Raw genomic sequence first — 21,018 nt, 5'->3', positions numbered from 1 at the left:
GCTACGTTAACCCGCGATTAACAAAAAAGCCCTGCACTTTTTTAAATAGTGCAGGGCTTTGGGTTCAGCCTTGAAAGCGTAGCCTCAATAGCGATTGGGCTCCATTTCCAGCTCGACATTGAAACGTTCTGCAATGTCTTTCTGGATGCGCTGAGCCAGATCGAGCAATTGCAGCCCGGTCGCCGCGCCGTAGTTGACCAGCACCAGCGCCTGCAATTTATGCACGCCGGCATCGGCCTCACGGAAACCTTTCCAGCCGGCGCGCTCGATCAACCAGCCGGCCGCCAGTTTCATCTGCCCGTCCGGTTGCGCATAAGCCACCAGATCCGGGTGCTGCGCCTTGATCTGTGCGACCACGGCCGCCGACACCAGCGGGTTCTTGAAGAAACTGCCGGCATTGCCGAGCACCGCCGGATCCGGCAGCTTTTCGCTGCGGATGCTGCAAATCGCTCGACTGACATCCGTCGGCGTCGGCTGCTCGATACCCTGCTCGGTCAGGCGCTGACGCACCGGACCGTATTCCAGGTGCAGATGCGCGACTCGATCCAGTGCAAAGCGCACCCGCAGGATCAGCCAACGACCCGGCTGCTGCTTGAACACGCTGTCGCGGTAGGCGAAGTTGCACTCTTCCAGACTGAAGTCGCGCAGCTCGCCGGTCTGGCGATCCAGCGCCGTCAGGCCGGCGAACACATCCTTGATCTCGACACCGTAGGCACCGATGTTCTGCATCGGTGCGGCGCCAACGGTGCCGGGGATCAGACTGAGATTCTCCAGCCCGGAAAAACCCTGCGCCAGCGTGTGCTGCACGAACGGGTGCCATGGCTCCCCAGCTTCGGCTTCGATCACCACGCGGTTGCCGTCGTCGCTGATGACGCGGATGCCACGAGTGGCCATGCGCAGCACCAGCGCCGGGATGTCCGCCGTGAGCAACAGGTTGCTGCCGCCGCCAATCACCAGCAACGGCACATCGTGGGAAGTCGCGTAAGCCAGGGCTTCGCGCACATCGGCGTCACTGTGGGCTTCGGCAAACAGCTGCGCGCGAACGTCGACGCCGAAGGTATTGAAGGGTTTCAGGGAAACCTGCGGTTGCACCTGCAAACTCATAACCGCCCCTTCACTTCGATCAACAGCTGATCGCAGGCACGTTCGATCAGATCCAGCACCTGCTCGAAACCCTGATCGCCGTCGTAATACGGATCCGGTACTTCATCGACTTCGCCTTCATAGCGGCGCAGGAACAGATCCAGCTCGGCCTTGCCGGTGGACGGTTGCAAGGCCTTGAGGTTGCGCAGGTTGCTGTTGTCCATGGCGAGGATCAGGTCGTAGCTGGCGAAATCGGCGCGGCTGACCTGCTGGGCGCGTTGCGCCGACAGGTCATAACCCCGCAGTTTGGCCGCAGCCTGGCTGCGCTTGTCCGGCGGATTGCCGACGTGCCAGTCGCCGGTGCCGGCGGAGGCCACTTCGACCTGATCCGCCAGTCCCGCTTCACGCAACTTGTGGCGCAACACACCTTCGGCGGTGGGCGAACGGCAGATATTGCCCAGGCACACGAACAGAACGCGCATCAGGCCTCCAGCAGGCGACGGACGCGCTCGAGATCTTCGGCGGTGTCGACCCCCGTCGGCGGCGCGATCAACGCGTCAGCCACGTGAATCCGCACGCCGTGCCACAGGGCACGCAGTTGTTCGAGGGATTCGGTGTTTTCCAGCCAGCACGGCCCCCAGCTCACGAAATCCTGAAGGAAGCCTGCGCGGTAGGCATAAATGCCGATGTGGCGACGATACGGCACGCCTTCCGGCAGCACGTCGCGGCTCTTGGCGAACGCATCGCGGGCCCATGGCAGGGTCGCTCGACTGAAGGTCAGCGCCAGACCGTTGAGGTCGCTGACGACCTTGACCACGTTCGGGTTGAACAGGGTTTCCACGTCTTCGATCGGCTCGGCCAGGGTGGCCATGCGCGCTTCGGTGTGGGCCGCGAGGTTGTCGGCGACCTGATCGATCACGCTCGGCGGGATCAGCGGTTCGTCACCCTGCACGTTGACCACGATGGCATCCGGCTCCAGACCCAGCTTCGCGGCCACTTCAGCCAGACGGTCAGTACCGGAGTTGTGATCTTCACGGGTCAGCACCACTTCGGCGCCGAAGGCCTTGCAGGCCTCGACAATGCGCGCATCGTCGGTGGCCACGACCACACGGCTGGCGCTGCTTTTGCTGGCCTGTTCCCAGACGTGCTGGATCATCGGCTTGCCGACGATATCCAGCAGCGGCTTGCCCGGCAAGCGAGTCGAGGCATATCGCGACGGGATGACAACGGTGAAGGCGGTGGTCATTTATCCAGACGCTCGTCGGTGGTCAGGGTGCGGGCTTCGCTTTCCAGCATCACCGGGATGCCGTCGCGGATCGGGTACGCCAGGCCGGCGCCCTTGCTGATCAGTTCGGTCTTGTCGGCGCTGAGCTTGAGCGGGCCTTTGCAGATCGGGCAGGCGAGGATGTCGAGCAGTTTGGTGTCCATGAACATTCCCTGGATAAAAACGGATTAAGGCAAAAGAAGATCCGGCAACAGGCGCATCAGTTGCGTGTCGAACCAGGCCACGAAGGCCGGCGACGGCACGGCATCGACCGCCAGGTACCACCAGTCATCGGCGGCGAAGGCACGGCACTTCACCGCGTCCTTTTCAGTCATCACCACTGGCAATGACGGCGTGAAACTCAAGGCCTGCACGCTGTATTCGGCGTGATCGGCAAACGCGTGGGGCACAGGCCGCCAGTCTAGCGCTTCGAGGGTATTGAAGAAACGTTGCGGGTTGCCGATCCCGGCCACCGCGTGCACGGCCTGACCGGGAGGAAAATGATCGAGCGACCGGCGTTCGCCGCTGCGCAAATTGACCAGCGCCGACGGTTTGAGACGGAAAGCGAATCCGCCGTCGCGATCCTCAAGGGCGCCATTGAACAGCACACCATCAACGCTTTGCAGGCGCTCGGCCGGCTCGCGCAGGGGGCCGGCGGGCAGGCAGCGCTGATTGCCAAGGCCACGGGCGGCGTCGATCAGCACCAGTTCCAGATCCCGCGCGAGGCGGTAATGCTGCATGCCGTCATCGGACAGGATCAGGTCCAGCGGCTCGCTGTCCAGCAGGGCTCTGACGGCGGCGCTGCGATCGGGGTCGATCATCAGCGGTACGCCGGTGCGCTGCACGATCAGCAAGGGTTCGTCACCGGCGATGTCGGCAGTCTGGTCAGCTTCGACCCGCCATGGCAGTTGCACCGGTTTGGCACCGTAACCACGGCTGACCACGCCGACCCGCAGCCCGTGGCGTCGGCAGTGCTCGATCAGCCACAGGATCATCGGTGTCTTGCCGGTGCCGCCGACGGTGATGTTACCGACCACGATCACCGGTACCGGTGACTGATAGATCTCACCCTCGCCGTCGAGAAAACGCTGACGCTTGCCGGCCACGACGCGGCGGTACAGCCACTCCAGCGGCCGCAACAGCGTCAGGGCCGGGTGCCCCTGATACCACGCGGCGAGCAGACGATCGGACATGGCCATCAGGATTTGGGCGCCGCCTCGACCGTGGTCATGCGCAGATGGCTGAAACCGAGCTTGCCGGCCGCATCCATGGCGGTGATCACGGATTGATGCTGAGCCTTGCCGTCAGCACTGATCGACAACGGCATGTTGGTGTCGCCGTTGGCTTCTTTCTGCATGGCTTCCATCAGGGTCGCCAGATCGTTCTTCGGCAGAATCTTGTTGTTCACCGAGAACACGCCTTCGGCGCTGATGGCCACATCCAGTTGCTTGACCTGCTGATCCTCGGCCGGCGAACCGCTGACCGCTTCCGGCAGATCGACGCGCAACTGGGTTTCGCGGGTGAAGGTGGTGGTCACGACGAAAAACAGCAACAGGATGAACACCACGTCGATCAGCGACGCGAGGTTGATGTCGATGGTTTCCCGGGGCTTGCGACGGAATTTCACGCTTTGCCCCCGGCCAGATCGACGTCACGGTCGCCCTGCACCACTTCCACCAGTTTGATCGCTTCCTGTTCCATGCCCACCACCAGTTCATCGATGCGGCGTTGCAGGAAACGGTGGAAGAACACCGCCGGAATACCGACCATCAGGCCCGCAGCGGTGGTGATCAGCGCCTTGGAAATACCGCCGGCCAGCACCGCAGCATTGGTGGTCATTCCCGAGCCGGTGAAGGCGCTGAAAATATCGATCATGCCCAGCACCGTGCCCAGCAGACCGAGCAGCGGCGACATGGCGGCGATGGTGCCCAGCGCGTTGACGTAGCGTTCCAGCTCGTGGATGACCCGGGCGGCCGCTTCTTCAATGCACTCCTTCATGATCTCGCGACCATGCTTGGAGTTGGCCAGGCCCGCGGCGAGGATTTCCCCCAGCGGCGAGTTGGCGCGCAATTCCTTGAGTTTTTCCTTGTTGAGCTGCTTGTCCTTGATCCAGACCCAGACCTGACCCAGCAGATGCTCAGGGGTGACGCGACTGGCGCGCAGGGTCCACAGGCGCTCGGCGACGATCGCCATGGCGGCGATGGAACTCAGAATGATCGGCAACATCATCCAGCCGCCGGATTTGACCAATTCCCACACAGTGACAGCCCCCTCGAAAAAGTGCGCCACTTTACCATACCGGTTCGCGATAAAGACCCGTCGCCCCGACGACCGTGCTCAACGGTACTCCGCCCCCGGCAACGGCGGGTCGCGCCAGAAGCGGCGTTGTTGACGCATCGACCGGGCCGGCTGAAACCGCCCCAGTTGCAGATGAATGGCGCCCTGCTCGGCGCTGTCATGGATGTGTATGCCCTGTTTGCGGTAACGGGCGATGACCGTCGGGTGCGGATGACCGAACGAATTGCCCTGCCCTCGGGAAATCAGCACGGCGTGGGGCTGCAAAGCCTTGAGCAAGGCCATCGATGAGGAACTGCGGCTGCCATGGTGCGGAGCTTGCAGCCACTGGGTATGAACTGCCAGCGCGCTGTTGAGCAGGTCCCGTTCGGCAGCGCTGTCGATGTCGCCGGTCAGCAGCAATCGTTCGCCGTTGGCTTCGATCTGCAACACGCAGGAACGCTGATTACTGTCGTGGGCGTCGGCCCATTGCCATAGATGAAAGGCAACGCCGTCCCACTGCCATTGCCGACCACTTTCACAGGCCTCCGCATTCAGCTCTTCGGCCAGCCCCGGCGGATCGCCGCTGATGACCCGGCTGACCGGCAATCCTTTCGCTACGGCGAGTGCGCCACCCGCGTGATCGGCATCGGCATGGCTGAGCAGCATCAGGTCGAGGTGTTCCACCCCCAGTTTGCGCAAGGCCGGCAGCACCACTCGCTCGCCGAGGTCGAAGTCGCCGAAACGCGGGCCGCTGTCGTACAGCAAGGTGTGATGCCGGGTGCGGATCAGAATTGCCAGACCCTGGCCGACATCCAGTTGCCACACATCCGCTACGCCTTCGGTCAGGCGTTCTCGAGGCGGAAATGCCAGCACCAGCAGCAACGGCCAGCCCAAGGGACGCAGGGGAACGCCTCGGGGCAGCAATAACAGCACTGCACCGATGCAACCCAGCGCCACGATCCAGCCCGGCATCGATTGTGCAACCCACGCCGGCCAGCGCCCGGCAATCAGGGCCAGCGCCCGGAACAATCCATCGATCAGTCCGCCGGCCAGCCACAGCAGCCCTTCCCCGACATAGGGAATCGGCAACAGCAATGTCCCCAGCAACGCCGGCGGCAGCACCGCAAAACTGACCCACGGCACCGCAAGCAGATTGGCCAGTGGTCCGCTTAGGCTGATCGGCAGGCTCAGCGCCACCAGCACCGGGCACAAGCCGATCGCGATCAGCCACTGCGCGCGCGTCCAGGTCTGCCACCAGCGCCACGGCCCCAGACGGCCGCCGAAGGTAAAGATCAGCACGGCGACCGCGATAAAGGACAGCCATAACCCCGGGCGCAGACTGGCCAGCGGATCCATCAACAGCACACCGTTGAAGGCCAGCAGCAACGGCCACCAGGCACCGAGATGGCGAAATCGCAATCGCCACAGCAGCACCAGCGCAACCATTACGCAGGCGCGCCGCACCGGTACATCGAACCCGGCCAGCAGGCCGTAACCCAGCGCCGCCGCGAACGCCAGACCGCACGCCCAGGGCAGCCAGGGCCAACGCAACGGCCAGATCCCGACCCGCGCCAACCCGGCGACCAGCGCATACATCAACGCCGCCAACAGCCCGATGTGCTGGCCGGAAATCACCAGCAGGTGCACGGTGCCGGTGTCCTGCAAGGTCTGCCAATCCTCGCGACTGAGCCCCGAACCATCACCGAGCACCAGCGCAGCCAGGGCGCCGTTACGTCCCTGGGCATCCACTGCAAGCAGGCGCTGGCGAATGCTGTCACGCCAGGCCCACTGCGCCGGCGCCAGGCGCTCGCCATCCTTCACCGTCCCGGTGGCGCCGATGCGCTGCGCCAGCAGCCAGGCTTCGTAATCGAACGCATCCGGATTGAGCAGGCCACCGGGGCGCTTGAGCTTGACTGCCAGTCGCCAGCGTTCGCCACTTTTGATCTCAGGCCCGGCGTACCACGCCAGACGCATCAGCGACGGCAGTTTCTCGTGACGCGAGCGCGCATCGGACAGTTCGAAGCGCACGACGCCCTCGGCATTCTGCGGCAAGCCGACGACCCGTCCTTCCACCCAGCGCGTTTCGCCATCCAGCCGGGAAGGCAGCCGGTCATTCAACGCCATCTGCGCGTTGAAACCCGCCCATGTAAATCCAAGCAGCAAAAACGCCAGTGGGTAGCTGCGAAACGGCAGCAGCATCAGCGCCACCCACGGCAACACCAGCAATAACCCGACCAGCGGCAAGGCCGGCAAAAAAACCGGAGCCAGCAGACCGACCGCCAGCGCCATCATCCCTGTGCGCATAAGCCCGTCCTTGAGAGTCCCACCTTCAGGCATAGCGGCTGCGGGGCACGCGCGTCGTTATCAATTGTCACAAAGTCTGAATGGGCGGTTCATAGAATCCAGACATACTTGCCGCCTTAACCGACCGAGAAGCCCTATGCCCCGGCGCTTATTCAAACGTTACATGCCCGACCCGACGAGCATCAGGGAACACAAATCCTTACGCTTTCTCGGCACGTTGCTGCATGACCCGAACCTCTGGCACCTCAACCGACACTCGGTGGCCCGGGCCATGGCCGTTGGCCTGTTCGCCGCGTTCCTGCCGATTCCCGCACAGATGCTGGTGGCCGCCGTCCTCGCGATCATGGTGCGCGGCAACATGCCGATTGCCGTCAGTCTGGTCTGGCTGACCAATCCGATCACCATGCCGGCGGTATTCTTCTGCACGTATCAGGCCGGGGCCTGGCTGATGGATGTGCCCGCCCGCACGCTCCCCGACGAATTGACCTGGGAATGGATCAGCGGTGAGCTCTCGACCTTGTGGCAACCGTTCCTGCTGGGTTCGGTGGTGGTCGGGTTGGCACTGGGCGCCCTCGCCTATTGTCTGGTGATGATGTACTGGCGCTGGTGGGTGGCCCGGCAATGGGCGCGGCGCAAGAAAAGACGTCAGGCGTGAATGCAAAACGGCCTCCACTGTGGGAGGCCGTTTTTCATTGCAGCATTGAAGGGATCAGGTGCGCATGCCGCGCCCGCTCACCAGCAACCGCGAACAACCGATATACAGCACCACGGTCGCCACCAGCATGAAGGTGATCGCGATGCCGATGCGAATGTCCGACACACCGAGGATGCCGTAACGGAAAGCGTTGACCATGTGCAGCACCGGGTTGGCCAGCGACACGGTCTGCCAGAACGGCGGCAGCAAGGTGATCGAATAGAACACGCCGCCCAGGTAGGTCAGCGGGGTCAGCACAAAGGTCGGGATGATCGAGATGTCATCGAAGTTGCGCGCAAACACCGCGTTGATGAAGCCCAGCAGCGAGAAGATCGTCGCCGTCAGCACCACCACCAGCACCGTCACGCCAAGATGGTGTACCTGCAAATGGGTGAAGAACAGCGACAGGATCGTCACAATCACACCCACCATCAGGCCGCGCAGGACGCCACCAATGGTGTAACCGATCAGGATCGTGTGCGGCGACACCGGCGACACCATCAGCTCTTCGATGGAGCGCTGGAACTTGCTGCCGAAGAAGCTCGACACCACGTTGCCGTAGGAGTTGGTGATCACCGACATCATGATCAGCCCCGGCACGATGTACTCCATGTAGGTGAAGCCACCCATATCGCCGATCTGCCGGCCGATCAGGTTACCGAAGATCACGAAGTACAGAACCATGGTGATCGCCGGCGGCAGCAGAGTCTGCGGCCAGATCCGGGTGAAGCGTCTGACTTCGCGGTAAACGATGGTGTTGAGGGCAACGAGGTTGGGGCGCAGCTCCGAACTCATACCGCCACCTTCGACAGATTTTTCTCCACCAGGGACACGAACAGCTCCTCGAGGCGATTGGTTTTATTGCGCAGGCTCAGCACTTCGATGTTCTGCAGGGCCAGTTGGCCGAACAACGCGGTGATGCCCATGGACTTGTCGACCTGAACCTCCAGGGTATGGCCGTCCAGCAGCCGTGCCGGGTAGCCCGCCAGTTGCGGCGCGACACTCAGACCGTTCTTCAGGTCCAGCAGGAAGGTTTCCACATGCAGTTGGCCGAGCAGCTGACGCATGCTGGTGTTCTCGACGATGGTGCCGTGGTCGATGATCCCGATGTTGCGGCACAGCTGCTCAGCCTCTTCCAGGTAGTGGGTGGTGAGGATGATGGTGATGCCTTTCTGGTTCAGTTCGGTGAGGAACGTCCACATCGAACGGCGCAGCTCGATATCCACCCCGGCGGTCGGTTCATCGAGGATCAGCAGACGCGGTTCATGCACCAGCGCCCGGGCGATCATCAAGCGACGCTTCATGCCGCCGGACAGCGAACGCGACGGCACATCGCGTTTGTCCCACAGGCCGAGCTGGGTCAGGTACTGCTCGGCGCGTTCCTTGGCGATCTTCGCCGGAATGCCGTAGTAACCGGCCTGGGTCACGACGATGTCGAAGGTCTTTTCGAACTGGTTGAAGTTGAATTCCTGGGGCACCACGCCGATGGAGCGCTTGAGCGCCGCCGGGTTCTTGTCCAGGTCGTGGCCAAAGATATTCACCGTGCCGCTGGTCTTGTTGACCAGGGTCGAGAGAATGCCGATGGTCGTGGATTTGCCGGCGCCGTTGGGGCCGAGCAAGGCGAAGAAGTCACCTTCGGCGACGTCCAGATCGATACCACTCAAGGCCTGGAACCCGTTGCCGTAGGTTTTGGTTAGCTGCCGGATGGACAGAGCGGAACTCATATCGGATTTACGCACCCAGTAAAGAAAAAAGGACTGATAAAAGGCCGGCGGCGAGGAAGACAACCGCAGCGCTAGAGCGCAATGGTGCTTGCCGTCGCCGCACAAGTACAGTCAAGTGTGTCGATAGTAGGTATTAAGTCAACGCGGTCATGACAGCTTTCTGATACGCCGGACGCTGCTTCAGCCGCGCATACCAGGCTTCAAGATTCGGCTGTGACGCGCGCTCGATCGGCATCTCGAACCAGGCATAAATGAAACTGCCGAGCGGGATATCGCCCATGCCGATTTCATTACCGGACAGATACGGCTGATCCTTCAGCGCCTGATCGGCCATCGCCAGCAAGCCGTCACATTCCTTGATCGCCGCATGGATTGCCGGCCAGTCCTGCTTGTCTGCCGGGGTACGCAGAACGCCCCAGAACACCGTGCGAAACGGTCCGGCAAAACTGGAAGTCGTCCAGTCCATCCATTTGTCAGCGGTGGCGCGGGTCTGTGGATCCGCCGGGTACCACGAAGTATCGGCTGCATGCTTTGCCAGCAGATAACGCACAATGGCATTGGATTCCCACAGCACAAAACCGTCGTCCTGAATCACCGGCACCCGCCCGTTCGGGTTCATTGCCCGGTACTCCGGCGTGTCGACCACCCCAAACGCGCCACCGGCATCAATGGCCTCGTAGGCCAGCCCGAGCTCTTCGGCAGCCCACAACGGCTTTCTGACATTCGACGAATTCTTGCGACCCCAGATCTTCAGCATGACCGCCTCTTTTCCAGTAAATGGGCAGGCAGCATACGCCGGATCAGAGGCGGCCGACATCACCGCGCATGTCACCGGACAGTGGCGTCTGCTGATCGTTGAACAGGTGCGGATAACATTTCTGCAGATGTTCGAAGAAAAAAGATTCCGGTACATCGGCGAACTGGCCGTGATCGACCAGGTACTCCATCAGCAGCGCACCATCGCTGTTGTACGGGTGGAAAACGCTGTCGTTTACGCCATCGAATTCCAGCGGCGCAACGTTGAACATTTCGCAGAGTTTCTGGTTGAACGCGGGTGTGGCTTTCACCCAGAGATCATTGAGAAACAGCTCGGTATAACCATGCATGGCGAACACTTCGCTTCTCAGCAGTTCAAGCAGACGCGGCGTCGACAGATGATTTTTCACATCCGCCAGACCAATGCGTGCGGGGATCCCGCAATGGCGCGCGCAACCGGCGAGCAACGTGGCCTTGGGTACGCAATAACTCTCACCCGCCGCCAGCGCGTAGCTGCCGCGCAAGGTCTGCGGGTCGCGGCTGAAGGTGTACATGTTGTAACGCACCGCCTCGCGCACGGCGTAATAAAGACTGACCGCCTGCGCGAGCGGATCGCGGCTGGCACCACGGTGCTGCTCGGCGAACTCCACCACCGAGGGGTGGTCACTATCGATGAAGCGACCGGGGCTCAGATACTCGTGCATGACGACATTCTCCTGATTGAGCCCCGAGTCTAGCGAGAGGTTCAGCACAGAGATAACGACGTTTCGGCCAAACATGCACGCAAAGACGCGGAAGCTGCGAACGATTTCCCACGCGTGTTGCCCACCGAACCTACAAAAGACATCCGGGGTTTCCCACGATTTCAATCACCTTGCTCTGACCGCCCCGTTTTGCAGATGCCGTCTAAGCTCTGGAGGGTCGGTTCGCCCTGGTTCACGGAGGATTAAATATGCTGTTGTTGTGGATACTGGTTCTGATCGTCGGCGTGGCGTATCTGGCCCACCGGCGCATCGCCCCGCTGCCGGCACTGGGTATCGTCGCCGCTTACCTGTTGGCGATGGGGATTTTCAGCCATGCACCGGGCTGGTTGCTGCTGATTTTCTGGGTCGTGCTGGCCCTGGTGGCCGCCCCGTTGCTGTTGCCTGACCTGCGCCGCAAACACTTTACCGCGCCGCTGTTCAGCTGGTTCCAGAAAACCCTGCCTCCGATGTCGCAGACCGAACGCGACGCGATCGACGCCGGCACGGTGTGGTGGGACGGCGAACTGTTCAGCGGCCGTCCGGATTGGGACAAGCTGCTGTCCTATCCCAAGGTGCAACTGAGCGAAGAGGAACAGGCGTTCATCGACGGCCCGACCGAAGAGCTCTGCGCCATGGTCACCGACTGGCAGATCGGTCAGTCGATGGATCTGCCGCCCGAAGCCTGGACTCACATCAAGGAACACGGTTTCTTCGCCCTGATCATTCCCAAGGAGTTCGGCGGCAAGGGTTTCTCCGCCTACGCCCACTCCCAAGTGGCGATGAAACTGGCGACCCGCAGCGGCGACCTCGCCTCTACCGTGATGGTGCCCAACTCCCTCGGCCCGGCCGAACTGCTGCTGCATTACGGCACCGACGAACAACGCAATCATTACCTGCCACGGCTGGCCCGGGGCGACGACATTCCTTGCTTTGCGCTGACTGGCCCGCTCGCGGGTTCAGACGCGGGTGCGATGCCCGACACCGGGATCATCTGCAAAGGCGAATGGGAAGGTCAGGAAACTCTCGGCCTGCGCCTGAACTGGGAAAAACGCTACATCACCCTCGGCCCGGTCGCGACCTTGCTCGGCCTGGCCTTCAAGGCCTATGACCCGGATCACCTGCTCGGCGACAAGGAAGACCTGGGCATCAGCCTCGCGCTGATCCCGACCGACACCCCCGGCGTGGAAATCGGTCGCCGCCACCTGCCGCTGGGCGCTGCGTTCATGAACGGCCCGAACTCCGGCAAGGACGTATTCATCCCGCTGGACTTCCTCATCGGCGGCCAGGACATGCTCGGCAAAGGCTGGATGATGCTGATGAACTGCCTGTCGGTCGGGCGTTCGATCTCGCTGCCGGCAGTGGGCACCGGCGCGGCCAAGTTCACCAGTCTGGTGACCGGGCAATACGCGCAGATTCGCGAGCAATTCAACGTGCCGCTGTCAGCGTTCGAAGGCATTCAGGAAGCCATGGCACGGATCGGCGGCAACGCCTGGATGATGGACGCTGCGCGGATGCTGACCGCAAACGCGGTGGATCTGGGCGAGAAGCCTTCGGTGCTGTCGGCGATCCTCAAATATCACCTCACCGAGCGCGGTCGCGAGTGCATCAGCCACGCGATGGATGTGCACGGCGGCAAGGCGATCATCATGGGCCCGAACAACTACCTGGGCCGCAGCTGGAACGGCGCACCGATCTTCATCACCGTGGAAGGCGCGAACATTCTTTCGCGCAACCTGATGATCTTTGGTCAGGGCGCGATCCGCTGCCATCCGTTCGTCCTCAAGGAAATGGCCCTCGCCGGACGCGAGGACAAGGACCAGGCGCTCAAGGAATTCGATGGCCTGCTGCTCAAGCACATCGGATTTGCCGTGAGCAACGCCGCCAGCACGCTGGTGCTGAACCTCGGCTTCGGCCATTTCGAACATGCACCGGGAGACAAACTCAGCCAAGGTTATTTCCGCGCCCTCAACCGTCAGGCTGCCGCGTTTGCCATGCTCGCCGACCTGAGCATGATGCTGCTGGGCGGCGAACTGAAACGCCGCGAGCGTCTGTCGGCGCGTCTGGGTGATGTGCTGAGCAACCTGTATCTGGCCTCGGCGGCGCTCAAGCGTTATCACGACCTCGATTCCCCGGCGTACATGGAACCGCTGTTCAGATGGGCCATGGAAGAAAGCCTCGGCCAGTCGGAAAAAGCGCTGGATGAACTGCTGACCAACTTCCCGAACCGGGTCTTCGGCTGCCTGCTGCGAGTGATCGTGTTCCCGTTCGGCCGCCGTCACAAAGGCCCGTCGGACAGACTCGGTGCCGAAGTGGCTGCGGTCATCGGCCGGGCCAAGGGCGATCCGGCGCTGGAAGAACTGCTTGCCGGCTGCTATCGCCCGCAATCGGCCGACGATGCGGTCGGTGCGCTGCAGCACGCCTGCGATCAGTTGAACGCTGCGCAACCGCTGCACAAAAAACTGCACACCTCGCTCAAGAGCGGTCAGGTCAAACCGGTCGCCGGCGAACACGCCATCGATGCCGCACTGGAAGCCGGGGTGTTGCAGGCCGTGGAAGCCCAGACCCTGCGTGATGCCGAAGCGGCTCGACGCAAGGTGATCGATGTCGATGATTTCGACAAGGAGCAACTGAAACCGGCGGACGGCAAAATCCGCTGATCCCTTCAATCAGTGAAAAACGGGCGCAGGGGCTTTATACTCCCGCGCCCGTTTTGCTCTTGAGGACTTATCTCGTGTCCAACGTCGTTGCCGATCATCTGGTTTTGCTCGACCACCTGCGCAGTATCCTGGTCGCCGTAGGTGAGGCCGATCAGGTTCCCGAAGAAAGCCATGCCCTGTTCCTGGAGCGTTTCGACGAACTGCTGGCATCCCTGCCGATCGAGCCGATCGAAAGCCAATACCTGGGCCAGGACATCCTGACTCAAGTGATTACCCGTTACCCGCAAATTGCCCACCTGATCCCGCGGGATCTGCTGTGGTTCTTCGCCGGCGACTGCCTGCATTACCTGTCCGACGAAGAAATCGACATGTACCAGGCGCTGGAAGAACGCCGCTACGAAGCCGAACAGAACGATGAACCGTTCGACTGGAACCAGGAAAAACAGCTGCTGGCGATGTCCGCCCAGGACAGCAAGCACTGATTTTCGCCCGATAAAAAAGGCCCGCATGGTGATCCATGCGGGCCTTTTTTTATCGGGTCAGAGCAACCCTTCACTCTCGGGCAATTCGTACTCCGCCAACGGTTTTGAACCGCCGGATTTTGCCGGCTTGCTCAGGGTCGGCTCTTTCTCCAGGCACTCCACCAGATAGTCGATGAACACCCGCAGCTTCGGCGGCAGATAACGCGTCGGCGAGTGCAGCAACCACAACCCGCCGTGGTACGACGCCAGGAACGTCCAGTCCGGCAGCACCTGCACGATCAGCCCCTGCTCCAGGGCATAACGCGCGGTGAAATACGGCAGGCTGCCAATGCCGATGTGCTGCAACACGGCGCCCAGACGCACGCCGGTGTGATTGGCGGCATACCGCCCGCGCACGCCGACAGTGACGGCTTTCGTGCCTTTCTTGAATTTCCAGCGCGCATCGCTCGGGGTTTCGCCCAGGTAAATGCAACTGTGGTTAAGCAAGTCATGGGGATGAGTCGGCGTCCCGTGTTCGGCCAGATACTGCGGCGTCGCGCAGAGCAAATGGTCGATGGTCAACAGTTGTCGTCCCACCAGTCCAGCCGGTGGACGGTCCGTGATGCGAATGGCCAGGTCGACATGGTCGTCGATAAGATCGACCTGGCGGTCCTCCAGCAACAGCTCCACGTCGACCTTCGGATAGCGCCGCAGAAACTCCGGCATGTGCGGATGAATCGCGAAGCGCCCAACCGCTTTCGGCACGCTGACCCGCACCAGCCCCTCGGCTTCGTGGGTGAACTGGCCGCTGATCTCCATCACCGACTTCGCCGCGCTGACCATTTCCTGACAGCGTTTGAACACCTCTTCCCCGCCATCGCTCAAGCGCAGTTTGCGCGTGGTGCGTTGCAGCAGCCGCGTGGCCAGCGCCTTCTCCAGCCGGGAAATGCTGCGGCTGACTGCCGATGGCGATGAGCCCAATTGGCGAGCGGCTTCGGAGAAGCTGCCGGTCTCTACGACCTTGACGAAAATCGCCATTTCACCGAGCAGCGGCAGTGGAAGATTTATGCTCACAGCGCAACAGTCCTTTGATGTTTGAACGGATTATCACGTTATTGCACGATTCATATAATTAAAAAAGAAACTTTAATAAGGGCATGGAATATGACGCTTCGCCTCTTTTTCCATAGTGATGACCTCAAGGCCAATGTGGAAGTCCTCGACTGCACGCCCCACGAGAACGAATTCGCCGTTGTGTTGCGCGCCACACTTTTTCATCCCCAGGGCGGTGGCCAACCCTGTGATACCGGCTGGATTGGCGACAGCCAGGTTCTGCGCGTCGTTCAGGAACCGGACCGGATCATTCATTTCGTCGATCAACCGGTGCCACTGGGCATGACCCAGATTCGCGTCGACGAAGAACGCCGCCGCTTCAACACCCGCATGCACTCTGCCGGGCATTTGATCGGCCACTTTGTCCAGGCCATGGGCTGGATGCCGATCAAGGCCCATCACTGGCCGGACGAGGGCCGGGTGCAATTCAAGCCCGGAGATTCGGCTCAGGAAGTCGATGCACAAGTCGTTCAATACGGCATCGGGCAATGGATCGAACACGATCTGCCACGCCTGACGTCCCTGCGCGAAGGCGCACGGGAAATCGGTTTCGGTGAACTGCCAGCCTATGGCTGCGGTGGCACCCATGTACGCAGCCTGAAGGATCTGGGCACAGTCACGATCGCGTCCCTTTCGCAGAAGAAAGGCACGTTGTCCGTCCACTACAGCGTGGATTGAGGATTTCGGGCGCTGCCAGATGCAGCGTCCGACGCCGGGGGAACCGCGTTCGCCGGTTCCGTTGACTATTCGATAGATGGACCTGAAACCATGATGCTTGACGTCGAGCGTCTCGATGAGACGTGCATAAAAAAACTGGCCAACGAAGAAGTCCTCGCCATCCGCGTCAAGGGCTTTCTGCCCCAGGCGCAGGCGATCCAGATTGGCGACAAGATCCTCGCGCCCGGCTTCGAGGGCTACATCAACGCGCCCAGCATCGGCCGCATCGGCATGGCGTTCTACGAGGCGGAAAACCAGCCGCTGCTGATCGAAGACTACTTCGAGCGCGCCACCAGCAACATCGCCGAGCTGCGTAACCGTTGCGCGCCCTATTCGTCACCGGTCGACACCCTGCGCTGCATGCTCGACGAATCCTGGCCGGCGGGTGCCCACCTGGAAAACCTTTACGGTCGCAAGATGTACGTCGGCCTGTCCCGGGTAGTGAAACCGGGCGTGTGCTTCCTGGCCCATCACGACATCTTCGCCAAGGACGCCCCGGAAAGTTTTCAGGCCCGCAGCCTCGAGGCGCAGTTCGCCTGCAACGTCTACCTCAACATGCCAACCGAAGGCGGCGCATTGCAGATGTGGGAAGACGACATTTCCCCGGACCGCTTCGATGAAATGCGCGGCGACAGCTACGGCATCGACCCGGCGCTGCTTGGCCCGCCCGCCCTCGAAGTACGCCCGGAACCGGGGGATTTCATCATGTTCAATTCGCGTCGCATGCACTCGGTAACGCCGGGCGTGGCCGATCCGCGCTTGAGCCTTTCGTTTTTTGTCGGCTATCGCGGCAATGCTTCACCCCTGACTTTCTGGAGCTGAAATGACATCGAATTACCTGGGCGAGTTTCTGGCATTGGCCACCATCCACTTTCTGGCCGTGGTCGCTCCCGGCCCGGACTTCGCCGTGACCATCCGCCAGAGTGTGCGTTTCGGTCGACTGGTCGGCATCTGCACGGCATTGGGCATCGGCGCGGGAATTTCCGTGCACGTGCTGTACACCTTGCTGGGCGTAGGCGCCTTGATGCACACCACGCCCTGGCTGCTGACCGTCGCCAAAGTGGTCGGCGGTGCTTACATTCTTTACCTCGGCGTCAGCCTGATACGCAGCAAACCCAAGACGACAATGGAAGGCGAAAAGACCAGCGACGAACCGTTGATTGAACAATCGCTGTTCAAGGCGTTTTCCACCGGTTTCCTGACCAACGCCACCAACCCCAAGGCCACGCTGTTTTTCCTGGCGATCTTCACCACGATCATCAGCGCCAGCACACCGCTGCAAATCCAGGCCCTGTACGGGTTGTGGATGTGCGGGGTGAATGCGTTGTGGTTCGTGATCGTCGCGCTGTTCTTTTCCAGCAGCAAAGTGCGCGTGCTGTTCATGCGCATGGGCCACTGGTTCGAGCGCAGCATGGGGGTGATTCTGATCCTGTTTGCCGGGCGTCTGGTGTTGTCGATGTAATCTGCGCCCATAAAAGAGGCTCGCACAGTCAAGCTGGCGAGCCTCTTTTGCTTTCGGGATCCGTTGTAAGTCCTGCCCTAGAGGCCTCAATCCTATTTTTTCGATTCAGTGTCATTTTTGCGACGTGTCTCACTTCGGGGGCTCCCCTATCACTCGCTGGTGGTGTTAGTTTGCGAAACCGTCTGACGCTTCGATCAGATACCTCCTACTCACTGCCTGCAAAGGAATGCCCTTAGCAATGGACTTTTCACTCAAGCAACTGGCCGCCTCGACGTTGATTCTGGCCAGCCTTTCGTCCGTCACACTGCCAGCCCACGCCAACCTGACCGAGCAGCAGAGCGCGACCATCCTCAAGACATTCAACGAGGCAAAGGTCAGTGATTTCAGAGCGTTTCTCGGTGATCTGGCAAAGAACGACCTGAGCAAGACCGACGATCTGCGTCCAGCCATCAGCGCCTTCCTCGATAACAAGACGCTGACCGCCGAACAGCAAAACGAGATCCATCGCTTGCTCGGCCTCTACACTCGCGTGAAGTACGGCAAAGCCGCGCTGGAAACCCTGCGCGAACTGGTGGAAATCCCGACCTACCGCAAGGACGGTGTCGATCAGCACGACAACCCCGAGTTCATCAAGATCGCGGGCAAGATCAAAGCTCTAGCCGAGTCTTTCGGCCTGAACTACCGCAACATCGACAACCGCGTTTACGAAATATCCCTCGACGGCAGCGGCAAGGACGTCGTCGGCATTCACGCTCACGCCGACGTGGTGCCGGTAACGCCGGAAAACTGGGTACTGAAGGACGGCACCAAACTTGATCCGTTCAAAGTCACACTGATCGGCGACCGCATGTACGGCCGTGGCACCGAAGACGATAAAAACGGCATCGTCGTAACGCTTTACGCCATGAAGGTGATCAAGGAAGAGAAGCTGCCACTGGCGCGCAATTTCAAACTGCTGGTGGACACCACCGAAGAAACCACCGGTGACGCGATTCCTTACTATTTCGAACGCAACCCGACGCCGGAGTACAACCTGGCGCTGGACGGTGGCTATCCGGTGGTGATTGCCGAGAAAGGTTACGGCACCGTCATGGCTAGGTTCGCCAAGCGCAAGGCCGAGGGCAAAGGCGCGGAAATCACCTCGATGACAGGTGGCCTGGCGACCAACCAGATTCCATCGGTTTCGGTCGTCACCCTGGTGACTGACAAACCTGCCGACCTGGCGGCCAGCCTGCAAAAGGCCGGCGCTGAATACGCCAAGCGCAATGGCGGCGATTTCGAAGTGAACGCCAAGGTCGATGGCAAAGACGTCAAACTCACCGTCACCGGTGTTTCCGCGCACTCGTCCGAGCCTGAATCCGGCGTCAACCCGGTTGCCCGCATGCTCGACTTCATCCACAGCGTGGACGGCAAGATCGCCCTCAAGCACAACCATATCACCGACGCTGCGCACTACGCCGCCGACAATTGGGGCCTGGACTACAAGGGCGGCAAGCTGGGCGTCGGTTTCGCCGATGACTTCATGGGCCCGCTGACCACTTCCCTGACCTACGTCGGCATGGACGACAAAACCTTCAAACTCGCGGTTAACCTGCGCGTGCCGAAGGGCAAGTCGCCGGAACTGCTCAAGACAGAAATCGCCGACAAACTGGCAGCCTGGAGCAAGAAAAACCATGTCGCGGTGAACTTCGACTATTCGATCGCCGAACCGATGTACCGCAACCCTGAAGGCGAATGGGTCAAGGCGCTGCTGGCGGTGGCCACCGAGAATCTGGGCATGAAACACGAATTCGGCACCTCGGCCGGCGCCACCTCAGTGCATGAACTGCCGAACGGTGTGCAATTCGGCCTGGCACGACCTGAGGTCAAATACACCGGTCACACCGATGGCGAGTTCAAGACCGTTGACCAGTTCTTGCTGGACCTGCAGATCGTCACCGAAATGATGGGACGCATCGGGCAATTGCCAAAACTGTGATCCATACGTCAACGCCACAATGAACAAAGGCCCGTCGGTTCCCACCGACGGGCCTTTTCAATTCAGTCGACGACCGCCACACCCATTCGACTGCACACGAAAAACCGCCTCCCCATCAGCAGCATTGCCAGCGTCAATGCCGTAATCAGCCCCAGCCAGATGCCTTGCGGTCCCCAGCCCAACCCGAACGCCATCAGGCAACCGAACGGCAAGCCGACACCCCAGTAACAGAAAATCGCCAGCCACATGGGCACACGAGTGTCCTGCAAACCGCGCAAGGCGCCGGCGGACAGCATTTGCAACCCATCGGGAAACTGTAACGCTGCGGCGTACAGCAAAAGCGTCGAGGCGAGCGCGGTGACCGCTACATCCGCGCTGTACCAACCCGCTATCGTTTCATTGCCCAACAGCATGATCAGTACCGAAACGCTTTGCGCGACCAGGACGATGACGCAGCCCGCCCCGGCAGCCTGCCGGACGCCTTTGAAATCCCCCCGCCCCAACGCATGACCGACCCGAACGGTCGTGGCTTCAGCTACGGCCACCGGGATCATGAAACACAGCTGAGCCAGATTCACCGCGATCTGATGGGCCGCCAGAAAAGTCGAGCCGAGGCGGCCAATCAGTAGCGAGGTGACAATGAACAGACTGCCCTGGGTCAAAATCGCGATGCCGATCGGTATTCCAACCCTCAACAAATCAACGATGCCGGCAAGACGCGGCGGATCAAAGCGGGCAAACAGCTGCAAATGCGCCAGCCGCTTGCCTCGCCAGAGGTGCGCAGCGAACAGCAACGCTTGCAGCCACATCATCAAGGCCGACGCGATGCCCAGTCCTTCAGCCCCCATCTCCACGAAACCCAACTTGCCATTGGTCAGCACATAACCCACTGGCGCCAGAAACAAGAGACCACCAAAACCGAAGACCATGGTCGGACGCATCCAGTGCATTCCTTCGCACAGATAGCGCATGCAGAAAAACAGGGTCAACGCCGGACTTCCCCAACGCACAGCCTGCAGAAAGGCCTGTGCCCCCGGAATAATTTCCGGTGCAATCCCGGCGGGTGCGAGCAGATGAGGCGCAAGGCTCAGGAAAGCGAACATCAGCCCTCCCATGAACAGCGCCAACCACATGGCCTGGCGAAAGATCGGCCCAATCTCGTCTGTTCGCTCCGCGCCGTGTAAACGGGCGACTGAAGCGGTCAGCGCAATCAATGTTCCGATTGGCACCAGCATCGGCAGCCACAACAACGCCGTGCCGAGCGTGACGGCAGCCAAGGTATCGGTGCCGTGATTGCCCGCGATGAGGTTATCCACGAAAGCAATCAGCCCTGCGCACAGGTGCCCTATGACCAACGGAAGCGACAGCCATGCGGTTGCTCGAATCTCGCGCAGATGGCCGGGAGGTCTGATCGTTTGTGACATTAAGTGAGATCCTCGAATTCGATCACCCCCGCTTCAGCCATCAAGGCTGACGGGGCGGACGTTATCTCAGAATCGATCGAGGGCTGGCTGTCAGACGCTTCCGCAAATCACGGATTCACCGTAGGAAAGTTGTAACAAAGCACAGCCCGCCCAAAAAACGCGCATACAAAAACGCCGCTCATCACTGAGCGGCGTTTTTGTGAATATGGAGCGGGAAACGAGACTCGAACTCGCGACCCCGACCTTGGCAAGGTCGTGCTCTACCAACTGAGCTATTCCCGCAATGGCGTCCCCTAGGGGACTCGAACCCCTGTTACCGCCGTGAAAGGGCGGTGTCCTAGGCCACTAGACGAAGGGGACA

General features: G+C 61.0%; 21 protein-coding genes and 2 tRNA genes. 7 read left to right on the top strand and 16 right to left on the bottom strand.

Annotated elements, in window-relative coordinates; genetic code table 11:
• Positions 1–84: 84 nt before the first annotated feature.
• The 8 genes from murB to AC07XZ_RS10930 all read right to left on the bottom strand — a co-directional run bounded on the left by murB (position 85) and on the right by AC07XZ_RS10930 (position 6,928).
• A complete protein-coding gene (murB, locus tag AC07XZ_RS10965; protein ID WP_085607343.1) occupies positions 85–1,104 on the bottom strand; it encodes a UDP-N-acetylmuramate dehydrogenase in 1,020 nt (339 codons plus the stop codon).
• Positions 1,101–1,565 carry a low molecular weight protein-tyrosine-phosphatase gene (locus AC07XZ_RS10960; protein ID WP_064598568.1) on the bottom strand — a complete coding sequence of 155 codons (465 nt, stop codon included), beginning with the start codon at positions 1,563–1,565 and terminating at the stop codon, positions 1,101–1,103. Before AC07XZ_RS10960 ends, murB begins: the two co-directional genes overlap by 4 nt.
• Positions 1,565–2,329, bottom strand: a complete 765-nt coding sequence (kdsB, locus tag AC07XZ_RS10955; protein ID WP_102686513.1) for a 3-deoxy-manno-octulosonate cytidylyltransferase — start codon at positions 2,327–2,329, stop codon at positions 1,565–1,567. The genes AC07XZ_RS10960 and kdsB overlap by 1 nt, the downstream gene beginning before the upstream one ends.
• Positions 2,326–2,511, bottom strand: coding sequence for a Trm112 family protein (locus tag AC07XZ_RS10950; RefSeq protein ID WP_003174668.1), 186 nt, complete (start codon positions 2,509–2,511; stop codon positions 2,326–2,328). Before AC07XZ_RS10950 ends, kdsB begins: the two co-directional genes overlap by 4 nt.
• Before the next feature lie 24 nt (positions 2,512–2,535).
• Positions 2,536–3,546, bottom strand: coding sequence for a tetraacyldisaccharide 4'-kinase (gene lpxK, locus AC07XZ_RS10945; protein ID WP_102686514.1), 1,011 nt, complete (start codon positions 3,544–3,546; stop codon positions 2,536–2,538).
• Positions 3,546–3,974: an ExbD/TolR family protein gene (locus tag AC07XZ_RS10940; RefSeq protein WP_102686515.1), complete on the bottom strand. Its 429-nt coding sequence runs from the start codon at positions 3,972–3,974 to the stop codon at positions 3,546–3,548. Before AC07XZ_RS10940 ends, lpxK begins: the two co-directional genes overlap by 1 nt.
• On the bottom strand, positions 3,971–4,606 hold the full coding sequence (locus tag AC07XZ_RS10935; RefSeq protein WP_163976130.1) for a MotA/TolQ/ExbB proton channel family protein: 636 nt from the start codon (positions 4,604–4,606) through the stop codon (positions 3,971–3,973). Before AC07XZ_RS10935 ends, AC07XZ_RS10940 begins: the two co-directional genes overlap by 4 nt.
• Positions 4,607–4,684: 78 nt before the next feature.
• Positions 4,685–6,928 (bottom strand): DNA internalization-related competence protein ComEC/Rec2, encoded by a 2,244-nt coding sequence (locus AC07XZ_RS10930; protein WP_102686516.1) that lies wholly within the window; start codon positions 6,926–6,928, stop codon positions 4,685–4,687.
• 136 nt (positions 6,929–7,064) lie between these two features.
• Here AC07XZ_RS10930 and AC07XZ_RS10925 point away from each other — a divergent pair, with 136 nt between their 5' ends.
• Entirely contained in the window at positions 7,065–7,583 is a 519-nt protein-coding gene (locus AC07XZ_RS10925) for a DUF2062 domain-containing protein (RefSeq protein ID WP_007950764.1), read from the top strand.
• A 54-nt stretch (positions 7,584–7,637) separates the two neighbouring features.
• Here the strand turns inward: AC07XZ_RS10925 and AC07XZ_RS10920 are convergent, their stop codons facing one another.
• The 4 genes from AC07XZ_RS10920 to AC07XZ_RS10905 form a co-directional block, all read right to left on the bottom strand.
• Positions 7,638–8,417 carry an ABC transporter permease gene (locus AC07XZ_RS10920; RefSeq protein ID WP_007950763.1) on the bottom strand — a complete coding sequence of 260 codons (780 nt, stop codon included), beginning with the start codon at positions 8,415–8,417 and terminating at the stop codon, positions 7,638–7,640.
• Complete coding sequence (locus AC07XZ_RS10915) at positions 8,414–9,346, bottom strand: ABC transporter ATP-binding protein (RefSeq protein ID WP_102686517.1); 933 nt, start codon at positions 9,344–9,346, stop codon at positions 8,414–8,416. The genes AC07XZ_RS10920 and AC07XZ_RS10915 overlap by 4 nt, the downstream gene beginning before the upstream one ends.
• A gap of 133 nt (positions 9,347–9,479) precedes the next feature.
• Complete coding sequence (locus AC07XZ_RS10910) at positions 9,480–10,103, bottom strand: glutathione S-transferase family protein (RefSeq protein ID WP_102686518.1); 624 nt, start codon at positions 10,101–10,103, stop codon at positions 9,480–9,482.
• A 43-nt stretch (positions 10,104–10,146) separates the two neighbouring features.
• Positions 10,147–10,806, bottom strand: a complete 660-nt coding sequence (locus tag AC07XZ_RS10905) for a transglutaminase-like domain-containing protein (protein ID WP_102686519.1) — start codon at positions 10,804–10,806, stop codon at positions 10,147–10,149.
• A gap of 248 nt (positions 10,807–11,054) precedes the next feature.
• On the opposite strand from AC07XZ_RS10905, the gene AC07XZ_RS10900 reads away from it, so the two are divergent.
• Both AC07XZ_RS10900 and AC07XZ_RS10895 read left to right on the top strand, forming a co-directional pair.
• A complete protein-coding gene (locus AC07XZ_RS10900) occupies positions 11,055–13,502 on the top strand; it encodes an acyl-CoA dehydrogenase (protein WP_102686520.1) in 2,448 nt (815 codons plus the stop codon).
• Between the two features lie 74 nt (positions 13,503–13,576).
• Positions 13,577–13,984: a PA2817 family protein gene (locus AC07XZ_RS10895; protein ID WP_007950758.1), complete on the top strand. Its 408-nt coding sequence runs from the start codon at positions 13,577–13,579 to the stop codon at positions 13,982–13,984.
• A 57-nt stretch (positions 13,985–14,041) separates the two neighbouring features.
• Here AC07XZ_RS10895 and AC07XZ_RS10890 read toward each other — a convergent pair whose 3' ends face one another.
• Positions 14,042–15,037 (bottom strand): LysR family transcriptional regulator, encoded by a 996-nt coding sequence (locus AC07XZ_RS10890; protein WP_102686521.1) that lies wholly within the window; start codon positions 15,035–15,037, stop codon positions 14,042–14,044.
• Positions 15,038–15,127: 90 nt separating this feature from the next.
• On the opposite strand from AC07XZ_RS10890, the gene AC07XZ_RS10885 reads away from it, so the two are divergent.
• The 4 genes from AC07XZ_RS10885 to AC07XZ_RS10870 all read left to right on the top strand — a co-directional run bounded on the left by AC07XZ_RS10885 (position 15,128) and on the right by AC07XZ_RS10870 (position 19,233).
• Positions 15,128–15,754 (top strand): alanyl-tRNA editing protein, encoded by a 627-nt coding sequence (locus AC07XZ_RS10885; protein ID WP_085745073.1) that lies wholly within the window; start codon positions 15,128–15,130, stop codon positions 15,752–15,754.
• A gap of 90 nt (positions 15,755–15,844) precedes the next feature.
• Complete coding sequence (locus AC07XZ_RS10880; RefSeq protein ID WP_007952184.1) at positions 15,845–16,615, top strand: 2OG-Fe(II) oxygenase; 771 nt, start codon at positions 15,845–15,847, stop codon at positions 16,613–16,615.
• 1 nt (position 16,616) lies between these two features.
• Positions 16,617–17,255, top strand: coding sequence for a LysE family translocator (locus AC07XZ_RS10875; protein ID WP_085745075.1), 639 nt, complete (start codon positions 16,617–16,619; stop codon positions 17,253–17,255).
• A gap of 238 nt (positions 17,256–17,493) precedes the next feature.
• A complete protein-coding gene (locus AC07XZ_RS10870; protein ID WP_085745076.1) occupies positions 17,494–19,233 on the top strand; it encodes a dipeptidase in 1,740 nt (579 codons plus the stop codon).
• 62 nt (positions 19,234–19,295) lie between these two features.
• On the opposite strand, the gene AC07XZ_RS10865 is transcribed toward AC07XZ_RS10870, so the two are convergent.
• The 3 genes from AC07XZ_RS10865 to AC07XZ_RS10855 form a co-directional block, all read right to left on the bottom strand.
• Complete coding sequence (locus tag AC07XZ_RS10865) at positions 19,296–20,657, bottom strand: MATE family efflux transporter (protein WP_102686522.1); 1,362 nt, start codon at positions 20,655–20,657, stop codon at positions 19,296–19,298.
• A gap of 206 nt (positions 20,658–20,863) precedes the next feature.
• A tRNA-Gly gene (locus tag AC07XZ_RS10860) sits at positions 20,864–20,939 on the bottom strand.
• A gap of 2 nt (positions 20,940–20,941) precedes the next feature.
• Positions 20,942–21,017 (bottom strand) — tRNA-Glu (locus AC07XZ_RS10855).
• Position 21,018: the final 1 nt, after the last annotated feature.

This window comes from Pseudomonas sp. GW458-11-26-14-LB4 (assembly GCF_059423925.1).
The sequence above is the reverse complement of the archived record's forward strand: the minus strand, read 5'-3'. Positions and strand labels throughout refer to the sequence as shown.